Here is a 17169-nt window from a genome sequence, read left to right as displayed (position 1 = left end):
TTGGCGGCCCATCCAGGACGCGTCCAGGGCCCTCGGAACGGCGACGGGCCCCGCGCACGCGTACGCGGGGCCCGTGACGACGTTCGGGGATCAGACCCCCATGGACTGCGTCTCGTTGCTCTCCGGCGTCGCCTGCGCGACGACCTCGGTGACGCCGTTCTTCAGGTGGTAGCGCGAGATGGCGTCGCGCGGGACCTCCTGCTTGACCTCGCCGCGCTTGGCCAGCTCGGCCAGGACCGTCAGGGTGATCGACGCGGCGTCCACGTGGAAGTGGCGGCGCAGCGCCGAGCGGGTGTCCGACAGGCCGAAGCCGTCGGTGCCCAGGGAGGCCCAGTCGCCGGGCACCCACCGGGCGATCTGGTCCGGGACGGCCCGCATGTAGTCGCTGACGCCCACGAACGGCCCCGGCACGTCCTTCAGCAGGCCGGTGACGTACGGCACGCGCTGCTCGGACTCGGGGTTGAGCAGGTTGTGCTCCTCGCAGTCCAGAGCCTCGCGGCGCAGCTCCGACCACGAGGGCGCCGACCACACCGTCGCCGCGACGCCCCACTCTTCGGCCAGCAGCCGCTGCGCCTCCAGGGCCCAGCGACCGGCCACGCCGGAGGCGAGGATGTTCGCGCGCGGCCCCTCGACGTCCGGGGCCTCGGCGAAGCGGTACAGGCCCTTGAGGACGCCCTGGACGTCCAGGCCCTCGGGCTCGGCCGGCTGCGGGTACGGCTCGTTGTAGACGGTGAGGTAGTAGAAGACGTCCTCGGGGTTCTCGCCGTACATGCGGCGCAGGCCGTCCTGCACGATGTGCGCGATCTCGAACGCCCACGCCGGGTCGTAGACGACCGCGGCGGGGTTGGTCGAGGCGATCAGCGGCGTGTGGCCGTCCTCGTGCTGGAGGCCCTCGCCGTTGAGCGTGGTGCGCCCGGCCGTCGCGCCCAGCAGGAAGCCGCGTCCCATCTGGTCGCCCATCGCCCACATCTGGTCGGCGGTGCGCTGGAACCCGAACATCGAGTAGAAGATGTAGATCGGGATCATGTGCTCGCCGTGCGTGGCGTAGGACGTGCTGACGGCGATCGTCGAGCCCATCGAGCCGGCCTCGCTGATGCCCTCGTGGAGGATCTGCCCCTCGGTCGACTCCTTGTACGACAGCAGCAGGTTGCGGTCGACGGCCTCGTACGTCTGGCCGTGCGGGGAGTAGATCTTGGCGGTCGGGAACATCGCGTCGAGGCCGAACGTGCGCGCCTCGTCGGGGATGATCGGGACGAACCTCGCGCCGATCTCCTTGTCCCGCATCAGGTCCTTCAGGAGGCGGACGAACGCCATCGTCGTGGCGACGTTCTGCTTGCCCGAGCCCTTCTTCAGGTCCGCGTAGACATTGTCGCCGGGGAGCTTGAGCGCCTTGGCGCGCGTGACGCGTCTCGGCAGGTAACCGCCGAGCGCCGCGCGGCGCTCCCGCATGTAGGCGATCTCCTCGTCGTTCTCGCCCGGGTGGAAGTACGGGGGCAGGTCGCCCTCGAGGTCCTTGTCGGGGATCGGGAGGTAGAGCCGGTCGCGGAACTCCTTGAGCTCGGCCTTGGTCATCTTCTTCATCTGGTGCGTCGCGTTGCGCGCCTCGAAGTCCTTGCCGAGGGTCCATCCCTTGATGGTCTGGGCGAGGATGACCGTGGGCTGGCCGACGTGCTCGCGGGCCGCCTTGAACGCCGCGTACACCTTGCGGTAGTCGTGGCCGCCGCGCGAGAGCTTGCGGATGTCGTCGTCGGACAGGTGCTCGGCCATCTTGCGCAGGCGGGGGTCGTCCCCGAAGAAGTTCTCGCGGATGTACTCGCCCGACTCGACGGAGTAGGTCTGGAACTGCCCGTCGGGGGTGGTGTTCATCTTGTTGACGAGCACGCCGTCGACGTCGGCGGCCAGCAGCGGGTCCCAGTCGCGGCCCCAGACGACCTTGATGACGTTCCATCCGGCCCCCCGGAAGAACGACTCGAGCTCCTGGATGATCTTGCCGTTGCCGCGTACCGGGCCGTCGAGCCGCTGCAGGTTGCAGTTGATCACGAACGTGAGGTTGTCGAGCTCCTCACGGGCGGCCAGGCCGATCGCGCCGAGCGACTCGGGCTCGTCCATCTCGCCGTCGCCGAGGAAGCACCATACGTGGCTGCGGCTGGTGTCCTTCATCTTGCGGCTGAGCAGGTAGCGGTTGAACCGCGCCTGGTAGATCGCGTCGATCGCGCCGAGGCCCATGGAGACCGTGGGGAACTCCCAGAAGTCGGGCATCAGGCGCGGGTGCGGATAGGACGGCAGGCCCTTGAAGCCGTGGGACAGCTCCTGGCGGAACGCGTCGAGCTGCGCCTCGTTCAGGCGGCCCTCCAGGAACGCCCGGGCGTAGATGCCCGGGGCGGCGTGGCCCTGGATGAAGACCTGGTCGCCGGACTCTCCGTGGTCCTTGCCGCGGAAGAAGTGGTTGAAGCCCACCTCGTACAGCGACGCGGCCGAGGCGTAGGTCGCGATGTGACCGCCGACGTTGGTGCGGGCGTTGGCCCGGGTGACCATGACGGCGGCGTTCCACCGGATATAGGCGCGGATGCGTCGTTCGACGTACTCGTCGCCCGGGAACCAGGGCTCGCGCTCCGGCGGGATCGTGTTGATGTAGTCGGTGCTCCGCAGTCCGGGCACCCCCACCTGGTGCTCGCGCGCTCGCTCGAGCAGGCGCAGCATCAGATAGCGGGCTCGGCTACGACCCTCCGTCTTCACGACGGTGTCAAGCGACTCGAGCCACTCCTGAGTCTCGCTGGGGTCGACATCAGGCAACTGGCTGGGTAGGCCGTCGCTGATGATCGAGAAACGCTGGCGTCCGGAAGCCACTGGGTCTCGCCTTCCGATTATGGACTGGTAAGCCTCTTCTACGTTGTCTAGGTCGTCTTCCATCCTGGCTGCTTGCTCCGGAAAGTGCATCTCTACCGTCCGGTAACCAAGATGTCCCTGCTGGCAGGGACACAACCATGGCCTAGACCACCGATGGTAGGACGATCCTCCCCGCTGGCGGCAAATCATGCAAAACCGGAGAGATACTCCGTTCTTAGCAGGGGGTTCATCAGGGTGCCCGCACCCCTCTGCCTCCCCCGCAAGAGGGACATCCAACCCCGCCCTCGCGCGATGCGCGGACGGCTCCACCCCGGAAGCCTTGAAATCACGGCTCCCGCGGGGCCCGTCCACCCACGACGCTAGGAAAGATCGATGCTGCGCCGACTCACGGCTTCGTCATGCCTGGTCGCGGTGCTCGCCGGATGCGCGTCCACGTCGCCCGGCACCGCGACGCCCTCACCGTCCCCCACCGGGGCCGCGCGGACGCTGGCCCTGTTCAAGGACGTCGCCAGGTGCCTCAGGACCCACGGGATGCCCGGCTTCCCCGACCCGACCGTCGACCCGAGTACAGGGGAGGTCGGGGTGCCCGACGGGGCCGCCAAGCCCGGCCGGGCGGCGTTGGACGCCTGCAGGACGTACATCGACCGCCTGCCCGACAAGGGGCAGGGCGGCAAACCGGTCACCGCGGCCGAGATGGCCAAGCTCCGCGAGTTCTCCCGTTGCATGCGCGAGCACGGCCTGCGCGACTGGCCCGACCCGAACCCCGAAGGGGCCTTCTCGCTGCCCAAGCGGCTCGACGACCTCGGCAAAAGGGGTCTCAGGACCCAGTTCGAGGCATGCAGGCAGTACCTCCCCGGCAAGGGCGTCAAAGCCTCCTCGGACGGCGCGCGTGGGTAGGGCGGTCACGACCACGCTCGCCGGCGTCGTCGTGCTCGCCGCCGCCGGAGGGGGCTGGGCGCTACTGCGCGAGGCCCCTCGGCCCGCCACCACCGTCCCCCCGGTCGCCACCGGCACCGCCCCGGTCACCCGCACCGACGTGGCCGAGCGCCGGCAGGTCAACGGCACCGTCACCTACGACGGCTCCTACACCGTCAACGGCGCGGGAGGCGTCGTCACCCGGCTGCCCGCCATCGGCGCGACGATCACCCGCGGACACGCGCTCTACGAGGTGAACGGCCGCAAGGTCCCGCTGATGTACGGCGCCAGGCCGGCCTGGCGGGAGTTCACCCTCGGCATGACCGACGGCGCCGACGTCCTGCAGCTCGAACGCAACCTGCGGGCGCTCGGCTACACCGGCTTTACCGTGGACCGCGACTTCGACCTTTCCACCTATTACGCGATACGGCGCTGGCAGCACGACGTCCACCTGCCCGTCACCGGCGCCGTGCCGCTCGGGCAGGTCGTCTTCCTGCCGAGGCCGCTGCGCGTGACCGGCCAGGACGTGAAGGCGGGGGACACCGCGGGCGGCCGCGTCCTGCACGGGACCAGCGCGGAGCCCATCGTGTCCGTCCAGCTCGACCCCACGATGGCCCCGACCGTGCGGCGCGGCGACAAGGTGATCGTCACGCTGCCCGACGGCAGGACGCGCGAGGGCTCGGTCACCCGGGTGGGCACGGTCGCGGTGCAGGTGGCGGGCGCGCAGGACCCCGGGCAGACGCAATCGGCGGTCCCGGTCACCGTCCGCCTGCGCGGCAAGCCCGTCAAGGCGCTCGACCAGGCGCTGGTCCAGGTCGAGATCACCGTAGAGCGGCACCGCGACGTCCTCACCGTGCCGATCGTCGCGCTGCTCGCCCAGCCGGGCGGCAGGACCGCGGTCGTCACGGTGCAGGGAGGCCGCCGCCAGAAGGTCCTGGTCGAGACCGGCCTGTTCGACGAGGCGGCCGGGGTGGTCGAGGTGACCGGCGTGGACGAGGGCGCGCAGGTCGAGGTGCCCGTCGAATGACGCGCACGCCCCCCGCCACATCCACCGTCCCGGCCGGGCCCTCGCCCCGGGACGGCGACGCCGGCGGCCCCGTGCTGGAACTGAGCGGCGTCCGCAAGGTCTACCCCGGCGAGCCGCCGGTCGAATCGGTCCGCGACGTCTCGCTGACCGTCCGGGCCGGGGAGATGGTCGCGCTGCTCGGGCCGTCCGGCTCAGGCAAATCGACCCTCCTGCACCTGATGGCCGCGCTCGACCGTCCGACCTCCGGCTCGGTCCGGCTGGCCGGCCACGCCGTCGAGCGGTACAGGGACCGGCGCCTGGCCGGGCTGCGCGCCCACCACGTCGGCGTGGTCTTCCAGCGGTTCTTCCTGCTGGACAGCCTGACGGCGACCGAGAACGTCGCCACGGGGCTGCTCTACCGGGGCGTGCCCGCCACCGAGCGCCGCCGCCTGGCCGTCGCCGCGCTGGAGAGGGTCGGGCTCGCGCACCGGGCCCGGCACCGCTCGTCCAAGTTGTCCGGCGGCGAGCGCCAGCGGGTCGCCATCGCCCGGGCCCTGGTCGGCAGGCCGTCCATCGTCTTCGCCGACGAACCCACCGGCAATCTCGACTCCGCCACCGGGGCGGAGATCGTCGGCCTGCTCCACGAGCTCAACCAGGAGGGCACCACCTTGGTGATCGTCACCCACGATCCCGGCGTCGCCGCCGCCTGCCCGCGCAGGATCGAGATCCGCGACGGCCGCGTCGTCGCCGACACCGGCACGGCCCTCCGGTGAGCGCGGCGAATCTCAGCCGGCTGCGGGCCGCGGACCTGATCGGGGTCGGCACCCTCGGCCTGCGGGCCCGGCGGCCGCGCGCCCTGCTGTCGGCCCTCGGCATCGCCATCGGGATCGCCGCCATCGTCGCCGTCCTCGGCGTCACCCGCTCCAGCCAGTCGGCGCTGCTCGCCCAGATCGACCGGCTCGGCACCAACCTGCTCACGGTCGCCAACGGCAGGGATCTCGGCGGCGCCGAGGCCGAGCTGCCCGCCGACGCCGCGCGGATGATCCGCCGCGTCGAGGGCGTCACCGGCGTCGCGCCCACCACGCAGATGCTCGGCCAGAACGTCTACCGGCACGATCACGTGCCGGTGGGCCAGACCGGGGGCCTGGCCGTGCGGGCGTGTGACGTCTCACTGCTCACCACCCTGGACGGCCACGTCCGCCAGGGCCGCTTCCTGGACGCCACGACCGCGGCGTACCCGGTCGTCGTGCTCGGCTACGAGGCCGCGCGGACGCTCGGCATCAGCCGGGTCGACGCCGGGACCCGGGTCTGGATCCAGGAGCACTGGTTCACCGTCACCGGCATCCTCGACCCCTTCACCTTGGCCCCCGAGATCGACCGGTCGGCCCTCGTCGGCTTCCCGGTCGCCACGCGCCTGCTCGGGTACAACGGCCACCCCACCCGGGTGTACGTGCGGGCGCGGCAGGATCGGGTGGAGGAGGTCGCGGGACTCCTCGGCCCCACCACCAACCCCGCCCGGCCCGAGACGGTGGACGTGAACCGCCCGTCGGACGCCCTGACCACGCGGATGGCGGTGGCGGAGTCGGGGTCCGCCCTGTTCCTCGGCCTCGGCGCCATCGCGCTGCTGGTCGGCGGGATCGGCATCGGCAACATCATGGTCATCTCGGTGCTGGAGCGGCGCGGCGAGATCGGCCTGCGCCGGGCTCTCGGCGCCGCCCGCCTGCACGTAGCGGGCCAGTTCCTCACCGAATCGCTCGTGCTGGCCGCGCTCGGCGGCGCCGGGGGAGTGGGCATCGGCTGCGCGGTCACGCTCGCGCTGGCGCGCGCCCGCGGCTGGGCGGTGCTGATCCCGGCCGAGGGGCTGTGGGGCGGGTTCGCGGTCGCCCTGCTGGTCGGCGGGCTGGCGGGGCTGTATCCGGCCCTGCGCGCCGCCCGCCTGCCCCCGACCGACGCCCTGCGCACCGTCTGACCGGCTCACCGTCTGACCTTGCGCACCGTCTGCCCGCGCTTATCCATGCTCATCCCCGTGAGAGCCGTTCATCTCTGCGAGCCGTCGGCCTCCAGCGCCTCGTCCAGCGGCACGAGGCCCTGCTGGAGGCCGACGATCGCGGCCTGCGTGCGGTCGGCGACGCCCAGCTTGGCCAGGATGCTCGACACGTGCGTCTTCACCGTCTCCTTCCCCAGCGACAGCGACCGCGCGATCTCGGAGTTGGAACGCCCCTTGGCCAGCGCGGTCAGCACCTCCCGCTCGCGCGGCGTCAGCGCGTCCAGGCGGCCGCGGGGCTCGCCGCGCCGCACCTGGCGCAGCAGCAGCGCCGCGATCCCCGGCTCCAGGACGCTCCCGCCCCGCGCGGCCGCGCGTACGGCCTCCACCACGCGGTCCACGGCCGTGGTCTTGGGCAGATAGGACAGCGCGCCGAGGCGCACGGCGGCCACCACGCGCTCGTCCTCCTGGAAAGAGGTCAGCACGATGACCGCCGGCCGGTCGGGGCCGAGCCGCCGCAGCACCTCGAGGCCGTCCATGCCGGGCATCACCATGTCCAGCAGCATCACCGAGGGGCGCAGTGCCCGGACGGCGGCGAGCGCGCGGTCGCCGTCCGGGCACTCCCCGACGACCTCGATGCCCTCCTCCTGGTCGAGGACGAACCGCAGCCCCTGCCGCACGACCTCGTGGTCGTCCACGATGAGGACCCTGATCACGAGGCCTCCACGGGGTCCCGGCGACGCGTGTGCTCGGTCGCGTCCTCCGGCGTCCGCGGCTCGCCGGGGGTGCCGCCCGGAGCCGCGGGGAGGACCGCGGTCACCACCGTGCCCCCGCCCGGCTCGCTGACCAGCGAGAACCGGCCTCCTAGCTCTTCCACCCGCTCGCGCATCAGCCGCAGGCCCATCCCGTGGCTCGGCGGAGGGTGGGACGGGTCGAAGCCCCGGCCGTCGTCCGCCACCCGGATGCCCACCTCACGCCCCTCGTGCCACAGCCGTACCTCGACGCCCTCCGGGTCCCCGTGCTTGACGGCGTTGCCGAGCGCCTCCTGCGTCAGGCGCAGCACCGCGTGCTCGGCCGGTGGCGTCAGCGGCACCTCGGCCAGGAACGTGCGCACGCTGATCCCGAGCCGGGTCTCGTACGCCCGGGACAGCTCCTCCAGCGCCGGGACCAGGCCGGAGTCCTCCAGCGCCACCGGGCGCAACTCCAGCAGCAGCGCCTGCATCTCGCGCATCGCGCGCGCGGCCGTCCGCTCCATGGCCTCGGTCTCGCGGCGCAGTTCCCCGGGCGCGGCCCTGCGCATCCCGGCGGCGAGCAGGCTCAGCGAGAACAGGTCCTGCGAGATGGAGTCGTGTAGTTCGCGGGCGATCCGCGACCGCTCGGCCTGGCGCGCGTCGGCCCGCGCCGAGAGCCGCTCGGCCTCCACGGCTGCGCCGAGCCGCTCGGTCATCTTGTTGAACCCGTCCTCCAGGCGGCTGACCTCGTCCTGTCCCGAGACCTTCACCCTGGGCGCGAAGTCCCCCGTGGCGACGGCCGTGGTGACCTCGGCCAGCCGGGTGATGCGGCGGATCAGCGGACCCGTGCTGAGCATCCCGAACATGACGCCGACGGGCACCACGAGCGCCAGCACCAGCGCGCCAGGCAGCAGCAGGGGAATGACGACGTTCCCGTACGAGGTGGTCGTCTTCGTATCCACGGGCGCCTGCACGTATACGTATCCGATTGTTTGCAGCTTCTTGCCGAGCCCCTTGCCGGCGGGATCGGCGCTCGCGGGGGTCCTGGAGGGCTTCAGCGGGTCGGCCGCCGGGGTCTGCGAGCTGCCCCACGACTTCTCCTGCGACGAGGGAAAGGCGGCGGGGGCGAGGATCGGGCTGATCCACCAGACGGCGACGCCCAGCGGGGTCTGACCCTTTCCCCCTGCCCCCTCGGTCGTGGACGGCGGCTTGCTCACCAGGAGGCGGCTCGGGAGGAACGCCTCAGGGGCCGTGCTGCTGAGGGTCCATCCCTGGGTGTCCACCAGCGCCTCGACCGCGCCGGGCGACCCCTTCTTCGGGGTCCCGAACCGAAGGCCTTCGGCGGGCCCGTTCAGGGCGGTCAGGCCGATCGACCCCTTCATCGCCATGATCAGCAGCGTCCGCTGGTCGATGTCCGGCGTGCGCGCGTACACCTTGCTCGCGGTGGCGCTCAGCACCTTGGCGTCGTTGCCCGCCTGGTTCTGGAGCCGCGAGAGGAGGTCCGAGCCGTTGGCCGAGGAGATCACGTAGCCGACGAGGATGGCTTCCACGAGGAGCACGGCGGCCGTGGTGACCAGTACGTAAGAGGCGGCCGTCCGCGTCCGGAGCCCGAAGCGCCACATCCCCGCAGAGTAACGTTTCGGTCTTTATTTCCCCTCCCTCTGACGGGGGAGGGCCTCTCCCTCTTTTCGCGGGCCGACCTGGGTACCAGTCTGGAAGAGACCCTGAAGAAGGAGGGATCGACGTGTACGCGACCGTAGGCGACCGGCTCCTCGTCCACGGGACCACGGTGGGTGACAGGGACAGGCCGGGCTTGATCATCGAGGTACGGGGCCCCGACGGTTGCCCGCCATATGTCGTCCGGTTCGACGACGGGCACACCGGATTGGTTTTTCCGGGTCCGGATGCGATTGTCGTCCCAGTTCAGCGGGGATCATAAGATCCGTTAGGTGAAATCTCAGACGTTCGAGGTGAGCACGGGGACCAGGGAACGGGTGTACGACATCACCCGGCACTGCGAGGAGTTCGCGCGGTCGTGCGGGGGAGACGGGTTACTCCACGTGTTCGTCCCCCACGCGACGGCGGGGGTGGCGCTGCTGGAACTCGGGTCCGGCAGCGACGAGGATCTCCTCAATCTGTTGGACGATCTGCTGCCGGCCGACGACCGTTGGCGTCACGCCCACGGCTCGCGGGGTCATGGCAGGTCACACGTGATGCCGGCACTCGTCCCGCCGTACGCGACGGTTCCGGTACTGGACGGGCGGCTGGCGCTGGGGACGTGGCAATCCGTCGCCATCGTCGACCTCAACGTCGACAACCCGGAACGACGTGTTCGTTTGTCGTTTTTGTCGGACTAGCAGATAACGGTGCGGGTCACCGGTCGTGGCGACCGTTGACGACGATGGGTCACAGCGTGTGGACTGTGCCGAAGCGGCCTCTCAGGGGCCGGTTGAGCCGCCAGAGGGCGGGGCCATTCAAGCAGGAGGGATACACGTGAGCGCGACCGCGGGTCAGGCGCAGGGCGAGCGCGGCCTGGCCGAGCGACTCGGTCTGAAGCCGGGTCAGGTGGTGCAGGAGATCGGCTGGGACGAGGACTCGGACGATGAGCTCCGCCTGTCGATCGAAGATCTGACCGGCAACGAACTGGTCGATGAAGATTCCGAGGACGTCGTCGACGTCGTGCTGCTGTGGTGGCGCGATGGAGATGGTGATCTGTTCGACGCCTTGAGCGACGCCATGACCGGGCTGGCCGACGGCGGCCAGATCTGGTTGCTGACTCCCAAGGTGGGCCGGGAAGGTCACGTCGAACCCAGCGACATCGGGGAGGACGCCACCACTGCCGGCCTCGCCCAGACCAGCAGCGTGAGCGCGGCCCGAGACTGGTCGGGCACGCGGCTCGTCACTCCCAAGGGACGTCGCTAGGATTCTTCGCTTCCCCTGCCGTACGGCTCGCACTGGCCGTACGGCAGGATTGGTGTGTCTCGCAGTCATTCGTCCGTCTTCTGCGGGGAAAGGAATGGCATGGCTGCCGAGGTGGGTGACAAGGCTCCGGAGTTCGAGCTTCAAGATCAGCACGGCGTCCCCGTGAGGTTGGCCGACCTGCGGGGTCGCCGAGTCGTGCTCATGTTCTACCCGCTCGCCTTCAGCGGCGTCTGCCACGGCGAGCTCAGCGCCCTCCGTGACGAATTCGTCGGATCGGCACCCGAGGACGTCCAGGTGCTCACCGTGTCGGTCGACTCGGTGTTCGCGCACAGGGCGTGGGCCGACCAGGAGGGTTTCACGTTTCCGTTGCTCTCCGACTTCTGGCCGCACGGAGAGGTGGCCAGGGCGTACGGTGTCTTCGACGACGAGAGGGGCGTCGCGGTCCGCGGCACCTTCGTCATCGACGGCGAGGGCGTGGTCCGGTGGAAGGCCGTGAACCCGATCCCCTCGGCGCGCGACATCACCGAGTACCACCGGGTGCTCGCGACAATCCCCCAGTGATGTGCGCCAGGCGACGGCCTGGCGAAGACGAAGGCGGTGGCGACGATGCCCTGCTATCGATGCGGGGTCCGGCAGACGGACCCGGAGCGCGGCGTGAGCCCCTGGCGGCGCGGGGTGCGTCGCGAGGCCCAGGTGCTCATCTGCCCGGCCTGTCAGCGTGAACACGATCTCGATCTGGACCACTGCGGGTCCTGCGGCTCGACCCAGCTCATCTGCAGGCTGGGGGAGGTCGAGTGCCGGTCCTGCGGGTGGGTGCGGGTCGCGCGCTCGTCCGAGGCGGAAACCGGGTCGTCGCGGGTCCGCGCCGGCGCGCCTGGGCTCTCGGAGGAGGTCGAGGCCGCCCTCAGCCGCGTCCTCGGCCGGCACCCCAGCCGCTGATCACATCGGCTGTCCGTTTTTTCCGGTTCATCCGGTTTTGACTCATGCACTCATTTGAGCAAAACTGCGCGGGAATGTGCAGTAGTCATCCGGTCCGGTGACGCGCGGGGATATGGACCGCCCCTTGCGGCGCCGGACCCGGGTCGCAGGCCGGCGGGGGGCCGAGCGGTCCGCGACGCGGCCGTGAAGATCGCGACAGAGGGGACGAACTCCGTGCACGAACCCACCCCTGGGAGTCCCCCCACCAACCCCCCCATAGCGCCGACAGAGCCTCCACTTCCGACTTCGGTCTCGCACCCGGCTCCCTTCCCGAGTGCGGGCTTGGATCTGGTTCCGTCCCGAGGCGCGGGCTTGGATCCGGCTCCCTCCCGGAGTGGGAACTTGGATCCGGTTCCGGCTCGGAGTGCGGGCTCGGACCCGGCTCCCTCCCGGCGTGCGGGCTCGGATCCGGTTCCGGCCGGTGGTGCGGCGGCCACCTCGGCCGTACGCGGCTATGTCGTGGCCCTCGACGTCGGCGGCACCGCGATGAAGGGCGGTCTCGTCGGCGCGGAAGGGGAGATCCTCCTCACCGACCGCCGCCCGACGCCGCGCGACGAGGGCCCTCTGCGCGTCATCGAGGCCATCCGCGCCTTCGTCGCCGACCTCGCCCGCGCCGGCCAGGGCACCCCCTCCGGCGTCGGCGTCGCCGTCCCCGGCCTGGTCACCGAGGATCGGGCCGTCTACTCGGCCAACATCGGCTGGAAGGACGTCCCCGCCGCCGACTACTCCCCGCTGGACGTCCCCGTCCGCCTGGGGCACGACGTCCGCACCGGCGGCCTGGCCGAGAGCGTCCTCGGCGCCGGCCGTGGCGAGCGCGACTTCCTCTTTCTCCCCATCGGCACCGGAATCGCCGGTGCCGTCGTGATGAGCGGCACCCCGTACGGCGGCTCGTCCGGCTGTGGCGGCGAGATCGGGCACGTCCCCGTCTTCCCCGGCGGCGAACGCTGCGCCTGCGGCCAGGTCGGCTGCCTGGAAACCTACGCCTCCGCCGCCTCGGTGGCCCGCCGCTACGCCGAAAGGCTCAGCCGAGCCGCCTCCACGCGCCCCCCAGGCCTCCCTCGCCGCACCGGAGACCTGTACGCAGGTCCTCCCGCGCGAAGCGACCTGCCGCACGCCGGCACACACGAGGACTTCCACCACTCGCCCGCCCCCGGCCTCCGTTCGCCCGGGCCGGTGGAAGGTCACGCCCCCTTACCCGAGCCATCTCAGGACGTAACTTCCCTGGGCAGTTCCCCCTACGTCGGCGAGATCGCGTCCGCGCGCGTCCCCGCCACCGCCGAGGACGTCGTCCACCTCGCCATGCGCGGAGACCCGGCCGCCTCCGCGGTCTGGGACGACGCCCTTGAGGCCCTGTCGTACGCCCTGGCCACCTACACCCTCCTGCTCGACCCTTCCATGATCGTCCTCGGAGGCGGTCTCGCCGAGGCCGGCCCCGCGCTGTTCGACCCGCTGGCCGAACGCCTCCAGTCCCGCCTGACCTTCCGCGCCGCCCCACCCCTGCGCCGCGCCGCCCTCGGCATGAACGCCGGCATGCTCGGCGCGGCCCTCCTCGGCTGGCAGGCCGCCGGCGTCCCCGACCCCGGCACCACTTGGGCGCTGGATGTGCTGAGGTCCCCTTCAGTACCGTAAGGTGTACCCCGATCGACCATCAGGGGTCGGCGACGGGGGCGCTTAGCTCAGCGGTAGAGCACTCGCCTTACAAGCGAGGGGTCACTGGTTCGAACCCAGTAGCGCCCACCAGCCAAAACGCCCCCGCCAGCGATCATCTGGCCGGGGCTCGTGCCATTGGCGTGCCATTAGGTTCGCGATCACGGCCGTTGCGGACCGTGATCCTACGGGCTGATCACCCGCCGTTACCGGCTTCTTGGATCACGCTGTTCATCGCGTGGGCGATCTTCCGGTCGGCTTGTGCCGTGCTGTCTTGGTAGATCATCGCTCGCCGGGGCCCTGGCGTGTCGTTCCGGACTCGCTTTCCCCGGCTGAGGCAGCCGAAGTAGGCGATGGCCAAGCCCCGACCGATGCTCCTTCGGGGCACGCGAAGACAGTATCAGGGAACCCGCTCCTGGCCATGATGCCGGCCGGCCGGTTCGGCTTTCTCTAGGCCGGGCCGACGCACTGACGATGTTCGACAAGGCGACGTTCGACGGGACGACGCCGCAGCCGGTCGCGTCGCGGGGAGAGCCGGGGCTTGCGTGGTCGTTGGTGTGTTGCTGTCGGGTTACAGCCGTGAACGTCCCGTGTTGTGAGGAAATCTCGAATTAACACTTGTACTGTTCTAGGTCACACCCTACGCTGCGAATATCACAGACGGCCTGAGTGCTACCCCTGCGTCTCCCCGGGTCTGTGGCAATCCCCCGATCTGGAGGTGGCGGGCATGCGTCCCGATCTCAAACATCGACCTGCCTCGATGAAGTGGCTCGTGGGCGTCGTCGCCCTCGCGGCTCTAGTGGTTGCGGCGGCGTTCGACACCAAGGTCCTCTCGCCGCAGCAGGTGGCGGACCTCAACCCGCCCCCGTTCGTTGCCGAAAGCTACGCGGCCGACAAGTTTCCGAAGGTCACGGCCATGATTAAGCAGAAGGCCACCGACCTCGCCGTACTGGCTCCGGCCGTGGAGTCCGACCAGGGGGCCGCCGGCAGGCAGTACGGTCAGGACCTCGGCACAGGCAACTTCGCGTTCCCGGTCAAGGCGACCGGCACGGTCGAGGAGGTCGCCGACAACTTCGTCCTGCTGGCCGTCCGGGACGTGCCGAAGGACACCGTGGTGCGGGTCGCGGTCGGCGCATCCATCAGCGGGACACCGGTTCGGGACGCCACAGGAACGATCAAGTTTGGTGATTTCACAGATCAGACTGATTACCAGTCCGTGGCCAACCAGTTCAAGCTTCAGATACAGCAGGCCGTGCTGGCCAAGCTCGACACCTCCTCGCTGAAGGGCAAGCAGGTCACCGTGTACGGCGCTTGGTCAACCGGTGGCCCGGCGAAGTCGTTCCTCATCCAGCCTGTGGATATCGAGGTGACGCCGTGAGCGCCGTCGCCGCCCGGACCGTACCCGGGAACGCGCCGGTCGCCGGCGACGTCGTCCTACGGGCGGTCGATATCACCAAGACGTACGGCGTCACACAGGCGCTCAAGGGCGTCAACTTCGAAGTGCGTCGTGGGAAAGTAACGGTTCTATTTGGTGAGAACGGCGCCGGCAAGTCGACCCTGATGAAGATCCTCTCCGGGGTTGAGCGGCCGACGAGTGGCCACCTCGAACTCGACGGCGAGGTGATCGACCTCCAGTCGACGACCCAGGCGGTCGATCTGGGCATCTCGATCATCCACCAGGAGCTCAACCTCTGCTCGAACCTGAACGTACGCGACAGCATCTTCCTGGGGCGCGAGCTGCGCCGCCGGGGCGGCGGGGTCGACTATGCCCGGGAGGGCGAGATCGCCCGCGAGGTGATGGCGCGGCTGGAGGAGGAGATCGCGCCGACGACGCTGGTGTCCGACCTGCGCCTCGGCCAGCAGCAGGTGGTGGAGATCGCGCGGGCGCTCGCCACGAACGCCCGCATCCTGATCATGGACGAGCCCACGTCGGCGCTGAGCGCGGCCGAGGTCGTCGTCCTGTTCAAGGTGATTCGTGAGCTGAAGGCCCAGAACGTGGCCATCGTCTACATCTCCCACCACCTGGAAGAGGCGATCGAGATAGCCGACCACGCCGTCGTCTTCCGGGACGGGGCGCTGGTCGCCACGGCGGACGCGGCCGACATCGACCTGCCGTGGGTGGTGTCCAAGATGGTCGGACGCGCCGCCGAGTACGACTTCGCCGGCGAGCCCCGCGAGCACGGGGACGTCGCCCTCGCCATCGAGAACGTCCGGGTACCCGACGCCGACGCGGGCGGCCGGCTTGCCGTCAACGACGTCTCGCTGCAGGTCAGGGCCGGGGAGATCGTCTGCCTCTACGGGCTGATGGGCGCCGGCCGGACCGAACTGCTCGAGGCGCTGGCCGGGCGGCAGCCCATCGCGGCAGGGCGGGTGCTCCTCGGAGGGCAGGACCTGCGGCCGCTGTCCATCTCCGAACGCATCGCCTCCGGCATCGGGCTCGTGCCGGAGGACCGGCAGCGTGACGGCCTCGTCCAGCTCATGTCGGTCGGGTCGAACATGTCGCTGTCGAGCCTGCTGTCCATGGTCGAACGCTGGTTCGTCTCCCGGAAGAAGGAGAACGCCGACGTCCAGACCATGACCAGAGAGGTACGGGTGAAGACCGCCGGGCCCGAGGCTCCGATCACCTCTCTCAGCGGCGGCAACCAGCAGAAGGTCGTCATCGGGAAGATGCTGCTGACCCGGCCCAAGGTGCTCCTGCTCGACGAGCCCACCCGTGGCATCGATGTCGGCGCGAAGGGCGAGATCTTCACGCTGTTGTTCCGCGAAGCACGCAAAGGACTCGCGGTGCTGTACGCGACGTCCGAGATCAGCGAGGCGCTGACGGCCTCGCACCGGGTGGTGGTCATGTCGAAGGGCCGCATCGTGCGGGAGTTCGACCCCCGTACCGCCGGCCGTGAGGAAGTCCTGGCCGCCTCCGGCGAGCCCGGGCCTGAAGCCCTACACATCGGAGCAACGGAATGAGCGACACACAGGCCGCCGCCGGCCCGCGGATCCTGGGCCGCCGGATGAACGTCAACAAGCTGCTGGTCGAGGGGCGAGCCCTCATCGCCCTGGCGATCATCGTCGTTGGCTTCTCCGCGCTGTCGCCCCACTTCCTGGAGCTGGACAACCTCATCCTGATGACCCGGCACGTCGCCATGAACGCGATCCTGGCGATCGGCATGCTGCTGGTGATCCTCAACGGCGGGATCGACCTGTCGGTCGGCTCCACCGTCGGGGTGACCGGCGTGATCGCCGGATATCTGCTGCAGGGGGCCCATGTTCCCTTCACGGACCTGATCGCCTACCCGTCGGTGTGGGTGGTGATCCTGATCTCGGTGGCCGTGGGAGCCCTGGTCGGCTACCTCAACGGCTTGGTGATCACCCGGCTGAACGTCGCTCCGTTCATCGCCACCCTCGGCATGCTCTACGCCGCGCGCGGCATCGCCCTGCTGATCACCAACGGTGAGACCTTCACCAAGCTGCGCGGCGAGGAGAAGCTGGGCAACACCGGTTTTCTCTCCCTGCTCGCCGGCACCCCGCTCGGCATTCCGATGCCGGTGTGGCTGATGGTCGTCTTCGCCATCGTCTTCTCCCTGCTGCTCAACCGCACCGCGTTCGGCCGCTGGCTGTACGCCAGCGGCGGCAACGAGCGGGCGGCGGAACTGTCCGGCGTACGGGTGAAGCGGATCAAGGTCCTGATCTACGTCCTCGCCGGCTTCTGCGCCGCCACGGTCGGTCTGCTGCTGACCGCCGACCTGCCGGCGGCCACCCCGCGCGGCGGTGAACTGTACGAACTCAACGCCATCGCCGCGGTCGTCATCGGTGGCGCGGCCCTGTCCGGCGGCCGGGGCACGGTCCGCGGCACGATCATCGGAGCCTTCGTCATCGGTTTCCTGGTCGACGGCCTCGTCCTGGTCGGGGTCTCCGTGTTCTGGCAGCAGGTCATCAAGGGCGCGGTCATCGTGCTCGCCGTCGCGGTCGACCAGATCCAGCACAAGCTGCAAAAGCGCCGCGAGCTCAAGCGGGCCGCGGCCGCGAACCCGCCGTCGACACCCACGGCCGGATCCCCCGGCTCGGATCCGGCACTCATCGGTAGCCGGTGACGCCGTCCCAGCCGATCACACCCCCACCCCCATCACCCCTACATGAAAAGAAGG

General features: G+C 70.2%; 16 protein-coding genes and 1 tRNA gene. 14 read left to right on the top strand and 3 right to left on the bottom strand.

What is annotated here, in order from left to right:
• Positions 1-90: 90 nt before the first annotated feature.
• Positions 91-2847, bottom strand: coding sequence for a pyruvate dehydrogenase (acetyl-transferring), homodimeric type (gene aceE / locus AB0M95_RS07855; RefSeq protein ID WP_363761000.1), 2757 nt, complete (start codon positions 2845-2847; stop codon positions 91-93).
• A gap of 372 nt (positions 2848-3219) precedes the next feature.
• On the opposite strand from aceE, the gene AB0M95_RS07850 reads away from it, so the two are divergent.
• From AB0M95_RS07850 to AB0M95_RS07835, 4 genes are read left to right on the top strand one after another with little or no spacing between them, the layout of a single operon-like run.
• Positions 3220-3744, top strand: a complete 525-nt coding sequence (locus tag AB0M95_RS07850) for a hypothetical protein (protein WP_363760998.1) — start codon at positions 3220-3222, stop codon at positions 3742-3744.
• Positions 3737-4789 (top strand): peptidoglycan-binding domain-containing protein, encoded by a 1053-nt coding sequence (locus AB0M95_RS07845; protein ID WP_363760996.1) that lies wholly within the window; start codon positions 3737-3739, stop codon positions 4787-4789. The genes AB0M95_RS07850 and AB0M95_RS07845 overlap by 8 nt, the downstream gene beginning before the upstream one ends.
• Complete coding sequence (locus AB0M95_RS07840; RefSeq protein ID WP_358510998.1) at positions 4786-5541, top strand: ABC transporter ATP-binding protein; 756 nt, start codon at positions 4786-4788, stop codon at positions 5539-5541. The genes AB0M95_RS07845 and AB0M95_RS07840 overlap by 4 nt, the downstream gene beginning before the upstream one ends.
• Positions 5538-6737 (top strand): ABC transporter permease, encoded by a 1200-nt coding sequence (locus AB0M95_RS07835; protein ID WP_363760994.1) that lies wholly within the window; start codon positions 5538-5540, stop codon positions 6735-6737. The genes AB0M95_RS07840 and AB0M95_RS07835 overlap by 4 nt, the downstream gene beginning before the upstream one ends.
• Positions 6738-6805: 68 nt before the next feature.
• Here the strand turns inward: AB0M95_RS07835 and AB0M95_RS07830 are convergent, their stop codons facing one another.
• Together AB0M95_RS07830 and AB0M95_RS07825 are read right to left on the bottom strand one after the other, a co-directional pair.
• Positions 6806-7468, bottom strand: coding sequence for a response regulator transcription factor (locus AB0M95_RS07830; RefSeq protein WP_358510992.1), 663 nt, complete (start codon positions 7466-7468; stop codon positions 6806-6808).
• Entirely contained in the window at positions 7465-9105 is a 1641-nt protein-coding gene (locus tag AB0M95_RS07825; RefSeq protein WP_363760991.1) for a sensor histidine kinase, read from the bottom strand. The genes AB0M95_RS07830 and AB0M95_RS07825 overlap by 4 nt, the downstream gene beginning before the upstream one ends.
• A gap of 122 nt (positions 9106-9227) precedes the next feature.
• Between AB0M95_RS07825 and AB0M95_RS07820 the strand changes: the two genes are divergently transcribed.
• The 10 genes from AB0M95_RS07820 (at position 9228) to AB0M95_RS07775 (ending at position 17115) form a co-directional block, all read left to right on the top strand.
• Positions 9228-9422, top strand: a complete 195-nt coding sequence (locus AB0M95_RS07820) for a DUF1918 domain-containing protein (RefSeq protein ID WP_358510987.1) — start codon at positions 9228-9230, stop codon at positions 9420-9422.
• 10 nt (positions 9423-9432) lie between these two features.
• Complete coding sequence (locus AB0M95_RS07815; RefSeq protein ID WP_358510984.1) at positions 9433-9840, top strand: secondary thiamine-phosphate synthase enzyme YjbQ; 408 nt, start codon at positions 9433-9435, stop codon at positions 9838-9840.
• A 136-nt stretch (positions 9841-9976) separates the two neighbouring features.
• Entirely contained in the window at positions 9977-10405 is a 429-nt protein-coding gene (locus tag AB0M95_RS07810; protein ID WP_358510982.1) for a DUF3052 domain-containing protein, read from the top strand.
• 99 nt (positions 10406-10504) lie between these two features.
• Positions 10505-10966: a peroxiredoxin gene (locus tag AB0M95_RS07805; RefSeq protein WP_363760989.1), complete on the top strand. Its 462-nt coding sequence runs from the start codon at positions 10505-10507 to the stop codon at positions 10964-10966.
• A 93-nt stretch (positions 10967-11059) separates the two neighbouring features.
• On the top strand, positions 11060-11344 hold the full coding sequence (locus AB0M95_RS07800; protein ID WP_363760987.1) for a hypothetical protein: 285 nt from the start codon (positions 11060-11062) through the stop codon (positions 11342-11344).
• Positions 11345-11842: 498 nt separating this feature from the next.
• The gene (locus AB0M95_RS07795; RefSeq protein WP_363760985.1) at positions 11843-13012 is read left to right on the top strand and encodes an ROK family protein; all 1170 of its coding nucleotides are present in this window, start codon (positions 11843-11845) and stop codon (positions 13010-13012) included.
• Positions 13013-13048: 36 nt separating this feature from the next.
• Positions 13049-13123: transfer RNA gene (locus tag AB0M95_RS07790), tRNA-Val, on the top strand.
• A gap of 634 nt (positions 13124-13757) precedes the next feature.
• Positions 13758-14408, top strand: a complete 651-nt coding sequence (locus AB0M95_RS07785; RefSeq protein WP_363760983.1) for a DUF2291 family protein — start codon at positions 13758-13760, stop codon at positions 14406-14408.
• A complete protein-coding gene (locus AB0M95_RS07780; protein WP_363760981.1) occupies positions 14405-15991 on the top strand; it encodes a sugar ABC transporter ATP-binding protein in 1587 nt (528 codons plus the stop codon). Before AB0M95_RS07785 ends, AB0M95_RS07780 begins: the two co-directional genes overlap by 4 nt.
• Positions 15988-17115: an ABC transporter permease gene (locus AB0M95_RS07775; RefSeq protein WP_363760979.1), complete on the top strand. Its 1128-nt coding sequence runs from the start codon at positions 15988-15990 to the stop codon at positions 17113-17115. Before AB0M95_RS07780 ends, AB0M95_RS07775 begins: the two co-directional genes overlap by 4 nt.
• The last annotated feature ends 54 nt before the right edge of the window (positions 17116-17169 follow it).

Source organism: Sphaerisporangium sp. NPDC051017 (genome assembly GCF_040683095.1).
In the GTDB taxonomy this organism is placed as follows: Bacteria; Actinomycetota; Actinomycetes; order Streptosporangiales; family Streptosporangiaceae; genus Sphaerisporangium.
The sequence above is the reverse complement of the archived record's forward strand: the minus strand, read 5'-3'. Positions and strand labels throughout refer to the sequence as shown.